3 protein-coding genes are annotated in these 5,709 nt (G+C 42.3%); all 3 read left to right on the top strand.

Annotated elements, in window-relative coordinates; translation table 11 throughout:
* Window positions 1-721: hypothetical protein (locus AB1397_05380; GenBank protein ID MEW6482416.1), on the top strand; the 721-nt coding region annotated here is incomplete at its 5' end.
* The gene (locus AB1397_05375; protein ID MEW6482415.1) at window positions 694-5,373 is read left to right on the top strand and encodes an LPD38 domain-containing protein; all 4,680 of its coding nucleotides are present in this window, start codon (window positions 694-696) and stop codon (window positions 5,371-5,373) included. The genes AB1397_05380 and AB1397_05375, both read left to right, overlap by 28 nt.
* A gap of 13 nt (window positions 5,374-5,386) precedes the next feature.
* The gene (locus AB1397_05370; GenBank protein MEW6482414.1) at window positions 5,387-5,704 is read left to right on the top strand and encodes a hypothetical protein; all 318 of its coding nucleotides are present in this window, start codon (window positions 5,387-5,389) and stop codon (window positions 5,702-5,704) included.
* Window positions 5,705-5,709: the final 5 nt, after the last annotated feature.

The following is a 5,709-nucleotide window of genomic DNA, read 5'->3' as shown; positions in this document are numbered from 1 at the left end:
GGGAGAACAGTTAGGCATGAATCTGGTAGATCAATATAACCAAAATGTAGCCAACCCCTTTGGATTGAAGCCCATGAATTTATCTGCCATTTATGACCCGGAAGAATTTTTCCAAACTGTGGAAGAAGGATTCAATAAGGCATATGAAGCATATAAAACCAAGCCCACCAGCCAGAACTATATGAAGTTATTGAATATGCAAGCCAAACTAAGCAGTTTGAAATCTCCACGGGCAAAACAATATAGCATACAGAATTATAAAATACCTTCCCCGGAAGACCTAGCGAAGCAACGGGCTGATGTGGCCCATATTCAGGCACAGACGAGCAAGGCAAAAGATGAATCAGTCAGGGCAGATAAGAATATTTTGATAGCAGCGCAGGCTGCAGGCGTAGCCCCCAATAAAGTAATAGCAGGGAAATTAAGTGCAGAAGAAGCCAACGCAATAGGCTTAAAATACAAGGAGATGTTTGGCGGCAATGTTGATGAAATAGCGCAGTTATTACAAACCATTATCGGCGCAAAAATCAAAAAGAAGTTTGGCGTTAACCAAAAATCATCTGTATCTACGAATTATGGTAAAGACCAACGAATTGAGGCGGCTAAAAGCCTGGAAAAGACGTTAAAAGGGATGCCCGATGCTAAACAGCGTCTTTATCTCAACCGACCTGATGTCAAGAAGTTTATGGATAAATGGGGACTGCAAATGGAGGAATATTAATGCCTTTCAAGGTATCCCTGAAAGAAGATATAAAACCATCACCTTCTAAAGGAATACGTATATCCCTTAGGGAAGATGTTGAGAAGCCATTCTCTCTGGTAGGGGCTGCATTGGATATTCTGCCGGAACCGACCAGAGATTGGATAGTAAGCAAGCCCATCCAGGAGAAAATAGCGGATATTGTAGCCCCATTAGCACAACCGGAGACAAAAAAGTATATAGCCAAAGCGGTAGATGTCCCCTTACAGTTTGGCAGGGAAGCGGCAGAGATGGCTTCTTGGGGCGCTCCCAGACTAATTGGGAAACTGACGGGACAACCTACCCCTGAATTAGCTACTATGAGCGAAGCTGGGGAAATAGGCGGGGCGTTAGGATCGCTTACCGGATTTATGACGCCGTATAAGACAGTAGAAAAAGGCGTTACAAAGATGCTCAGCAAAATAGCCGTTAAAACTCCCAAAGGCTTTGCGGTAAAAGAAATAATCAAGCAGGCAATGGCATTAGGTTCCGCCTCTGCCTTGTTAGAACATGGCGGAGATACTCTACAGGAAAATCTAAAACTCAGATGGGATGCAGCCCAACACGGGGCTGCAGTAGGCGGAATATTTGGCGTAATCGGGCTGGTAGATATTCCGGGGAAACCGATATTGTCCAAGATATTACGATTTGGTGCGGCTACAGCGGGAATAGATTTAACAAAAGGGCAAAATCCTATTGAAGCCATTCTGAATGACCGCAGTCTGGCACAAAAGGTTTTTGATTATGGGCTTAATGCAATCTTTACTTGGAAGCCTGGGACTAGGGATTCTATAATTAAATGGGAGGCAAATAGGCGGGCTTCTGAATTAAGCAAAGAATTAGGGCTTAAAAAAGAACAAGAAGCCAAATTCAGGAAAATGCTTTCTGATGCAGTTTTAAAGCGGCAAAAAGTAATTGCCTCTACCTTGAGCGATGTAGAAAAGGCTGAATTGCCCGAGTTGGCTTTTGTAAACGGCAAATGGGTGCAAGTCCCACAGAAAAGGCCCATGGTAGAAAGAGACATCGCCGAACAACTTGGGGAAGCATTGGGAGCTAAGGCAGGAATGCCTTCTGAATCTTTGGCAAAAAGTAGAGAATCTCTTCCTGAACGCTTATCTAATGCTGTAGGCAAGCCAAATCAGGTGGAACTTCTGAAACGAGGCAAAATAATAGCTGAGGATGCACAAGTCAAGGCCATTGTTGATGATGCCGTGACACAGAAGGTCAATATAGCCAAAGCTATGGCTAAAAAGGGGAAGAATGATGTAGCCAATAAACTTATGTCCGAGGCGAGGGAAAATGCCCAAAGGCTCAAATTGGCAGATGGACCTCAAACGGAAAAAGCTATAAATGAGGCACTAGGAAAAGAGGTTGCCGAGGGAGTAAAGAAGGCCGAGGCAAAGACCAAGCAGCCGAGGGGAATGAAGGAAGCCCCATCGAAAATCAGAACAGACTTATTACCAGAAGGATGGAAGTTTGATGTCGGCATAACAAGGGTTAAGGAAGGCCACACTTATGAAGGACAAATAGACTGGCGCGGAAAAAGGGTTGTATTTGCGGATAAAAAATATATGGCAGACCCAAAGTATGCCAATCACGAAATAGCGCATGTGGTTATTGAAAGCTTACCCAATAAGGATAAACTGTTTGATGAGTACGCCGAAATAAAAAAGGCTGAATGGGAAGCCAAGGGATATAGCAAAGAATGGATCATACAAAATCACTTCCATCATGAAGAAATCGCCATAGATGGTGGAGAATATTTAAACGGTGAAAAACTTCCTAAATCGCTTGAAGACCTATTTGCAAAGTATTTAACCCCTACCAAGACCAGAATGCCGGAGAAGGATATTTTCACCAAGGAATCTATTCCCAACCCCAAAGGCAGCACAACCCTTTCCTTCATGGGGTTTGGCGAGATAGAGAAACAATCCCGAAAATTCGCTGAATCCTATAAAAAGGATATGGAGGCCCAAATAGCGGCTGAGGTGAAAAGGATACAGAGAGAAGGTTCTTCTCAGGATGTTGTTGAAAGCATAAAAGCATACAAGGCGTTTAAGGAAGAACCTTCCAAAAAAGGCGCTATTACGCTACCAGAAGAAACGGCATTCCAGAAATTCAGACGGATTATGGAAGATAAAAACATTCGCATAAAACAGTTGAGAAATGAAATGAGGAAAATGGGATTGGATGTCCCCGCCGATCTGGATATTTATTACGAAATAAGCAGGCTCCCTAGGGTAAAGGCGGAGGCTGTGTCAAGGGTACAAGAACAGGAACAAGCTTTCCTGCAAAAATTAGTGGATAAAAAAATAGACTTGGAAGATTTTGATAGTTATTTGCATGCCCTTCATTCCAAAGAACGCAATACAGAGATGAATAAAAAACGTCTGGCAGCTAATGGTATGGAAGAGGAAGGATTAAGCGGCATGACTAATGCAGATGCTGTCAAGATAATGGAAGGATTGAAAGACAAATATAAAGGCAAAATGCTTGATTTGCAGATAATGGCGCAGGAACACAGAAAACTTGTAAAAGAGACATTGGATTTCGAATATGAAAACGGTCTTATAACCGAGAAAGAATATAATACTTACAAGGATATGTATGATTGGTTTGTTTCTCTTTATCGAGACATGAGCGATAAGGGAGAATTTTCCGGCATGACCAGTTCAGGCCGGGGAATAGACGTTTATGGGCCTGAACATAAAAGAGCCAAAGGCAGCCATAGACGGGTAATTTCACCGCTAAGCAATACCTTCCAGAATTTGAAAAGGGCACAGATCAGAGCCTTGGAAGCAGAAGCAGGACGCACCATCATAAAGCTGACCAAAGAATTCCCGGAATATCTAAAGGATATTTTTGAGATAAAACCCTCCAAAATGATGCCCATAGGACAGGTGAACATAAAAGGAGAACTCCAAACAGTATGGGGGAAAAGGTTAAAATTAAAAGCGGATGAGATAGGCACCAAAATAAACGGTAAAAACGTTATTATAAAAATAAAAGACCCCCTTATTGCCAGGGCCCTTAAAAACCAGAACATATCTTCCATCCCGGAAGTAATGAAATATCTAAGGATTGCCAAATTGCCCTTAAAGTTCATGCAATCGGCGGTTACCAAATATCGCCTAGACTTTTTATTGAGAAACTTTGAACGAGATACGGGAGAAGCCCTAATAAACCTTGGTGTTGAAAAAAGTCTACTTAAAGAAAAAGGCAAGGCATTAAGAAGAGATATTATAAAAAATCTTCCGACATCACAAAAACGGCTTCTTTTGCACTTAAGAGGCAAAAGATATGATGCTGGGGTAGATCATTTCCTGAAAATTGGTGGTCGGGTAGGCCATCTATACGGGGAAAGCATGTTAAAGGCAGAAAAAAGCCTATACGAACTGGAACGCCAAATAAAAGGAGAAGGCATAGAAAAGATAAAAAATGCAGGCCGGTATGTAGATAAATTAATTGATGATGTCCAATCTACTGTCGAATTGGGTATCCGATTATCTACTTTTGAAAATTTAACCAAGAGAGGATTTCCTGAGAAGGCGGCCCTACATGCCGCTTCAGATTTAACTATTAATTTTGCCAAACAAGGTGAAGCCAGTCAGCTTTTTGGCGCTTTTTATATGTTTTTTAACCCGGCTGTTCAGGGGACCTCCAAGATATTACGAACGGCAGCCAGCCCGCACGGAAGAAAATTGTTTATTACAACTATGGCAGGGCTGGCTACGGCAGGGTATATGACCAGATGGTTATCTAATCAGATGGATTCGGAACAGGATAATTATATATCCGATTTTGCCAAAAATACTTCCGTAACCTTTCCAGTGGGAGATAAGCAGCTTACATACTGGGTGCTGCCTTACGGCTATAATATCCCGTGGTCAATAGGAAGTAACCTTGCCGATATAACAATGGGTAAAAAGACGGAAAAAGAGGCGGTTCAGTCCGTGATGAGAACAGTTACAAATGCCTTTTCTCCGGTAGAAACAGATATGGTTTCTCTGGCCCCGCACCAAATAAAACCGTTTTTGGATATAGCGGCCAATCAGGGCTGGTATGGCGGCCCGATTCATCCCGAAGACAGATATGATCGAACGCCTAATTGGGCATATACACGATATTTTTCCAATGCCCCCGAATATTCTAAGCTAACTGCCGAATACATGAATAAGCTGACTAACGGGGCAGCAGATGTAAGTCCTAACGATATTGACTATGCTTTGCGACAATATCTTGGTGGCTTTTATGAATTGGGCATTGGATTGCCGGAGACTGTAGCAAAAGCTGTTAAAGAAGAAGAATTGGAATTCGGTAAAATCCCCCTAATAAAACAAGTCATAAGAGAATCCAAGCCGGATCAGTATGTAAATAAAAGCCTGAAAGAAATTATGGATATTGTAGGCAAAAGAGAACTCAATGACACGGAATTTAATCGGTTCATAGATGCCTTATCAACAGGGGTTGTTCACGGGCTTATTGATGAAAAACAAATGAAGACATATATAGATGAAGTAGTTGAGGCGCAGAAAGATGTTTTGATCCGTGATCTGACCGGGCTGGATATTGAGACGGAGGAGAGAGAATTGCGCCGTCAATTTAGAAAGGAAAGACGGATAATATTAAAGTGAGCGGAGGGTTATCATGGCAAACATTTACGATAGAAACCCGATTCATCTGGATACATTCACCAGTGCAATAGACCTTAAAACAACGATGGAGTATCCGACAGGGGGACAATTTAAGATAAAATCCATTGAATGGGTTCGGCCTACCACTATAGGCCATACGGCTGATATTTACACGGATACCGGATTGACGCAGCCATTATTCAACCAGACTTGTGTAACGGCTAATCAGAACATTAATAAGGCCTTTTCCGGTGAGGGAGAATGGTTTGACAATATCTGTGTCGGCGTTTCCGGCGTCCAATCCGGCAGCATAAAGATATTTCTGGCTTAGGAGGG

It is taken from the genome of bacterium, from assembly GCA_040756715.1.
Lineage (GTDB): Bacteria > UBA9089 > UBA9088 > UBA9088 > UBA9088 > JBFLYE01.
Note: the sequence above shows the minus strand (reverse complement) of the source record. Positions and strands in the feature narration are given on the sequence as shown.